Source organism: Acinetobacter sp. OYA S30 (assembly GCF_033599315.1).
GTDB classification, from domain to species: Bacteria; Pseudomonadota; Gammaproteobacteria; order Pseudomonadales; family Moraxellaceae; genus Acinetobacter; species Acinetobacter baumannii.
Genome location: NZ_JAWVAV010000116.1, coordinates 1 through 1,168, shown reverse-complemented (window position 1 = coordinate 1,168; position 1,168 = coordinate 1). Strand labels below are relative to the sequence as shown.

The 1,168-nt window shown below is 53.3% G+C and carries 1 rRNA gene; it reads left to right on the top strand.

Annotated elements, in window-relative coordinates:
- Positions 1–264: 264 nt before the first annotated feature.
- Positions 265–1,168 (top strand): 16S ribosomal RNA (locus tag R5R67_RS19375); the annotation flags it as partial.

Below are 1,168 nucleotides of genomic sequence, written 5' to 3'. Positions count from 1 at the left end.
AATCACTTCACACAAACAGCCGGTCCGGTTGAAGAGAAAAATCCTGAAATTCAGGGTTGACTCTGAAAGAGGAAAGCGTAATATACGCCACCTCGCGACAGAGCGCTGAAGCGCGTCGCAACTGCTCTTTAACAATTTATCAGACAATCTGTGTGGGCACTCAAAGTGACATGGATTCTTAACGTCGCAAGACGAAAAATGAATACCAAGTCTCTGAGTGAACACGTAATTCATTACGAAGTTTAATTCACGAGCATCAAACTTAAATTGAAGAGTTTGATCATGGCTCAGATTGAACGCTGGCGGCAGGCCTAACACATGCAAGTCGAACGGTAACAGGAAGCAGCTTGCTGCTTTGCTGACGAGTGGCGGACGGGTGAGTAATGTCTGGGAAACTGCCCGGTGGAGGGGGATAACTACTGGAAACGGTAGCTAATACCGCATAACGTCGCAAGACCAAAGAGGGGGACCTTCGGGCCTCTTGCCACCGGATGTGCCCAGATGGGATTAGCTTGTTGGTGAGGTAACGGCTCACCAAGGCGACGATCCCTAGCTGGTCTGAGAGGATGACCAGCCACACTGGAACTGAGACACGGTCCAGACTCCTACGGGAGGCAGCAGTGGGGAATATTGCACAATGGGCGCAAGCCTGATGCAGCCATGCCGCGTGTATGAAGAAGGCCTTCGGGTTGTAAAGTACTTTCAGCGGGGAGGAAGGGATTGTGGTTAATAACCGCAGTCATTGACGTTACCCGCAGAAGAAGCACCGGCTAACTCCGTGCCAGCAGCCGCGGTAATACGGAGGGTGCAAGCGTTAATCGGAATTACTGGGCGTAAAGCGCACGCAGGCGGTCTGTCAAGTCGGATGTGAAATCCCCGGGCTCAACCTGGGAACTGCATTCGAAACTGGCAGGCTTGAGTCTCGTAGAGGGGGGTAGAATTCCAGGTGTAGCGGTGAAATGCGTAGAGATCTGGAGGAATACCGGTGGCGAAGGCGGCCCCCTGGACAAAGACTGACGCTCAGGTGCGAAAGCGTGGGGAGCAAACAGGATTAGATACCCTGGTAGTCCACGCCGTAAACGATGTCTACTTGGAGGCTGTGCCCTTGAGGCGTGGCTTCCGGAGCTAACGCGTTAAGTAGACCGCCTGGGGAGTACGGCCGCAAGGT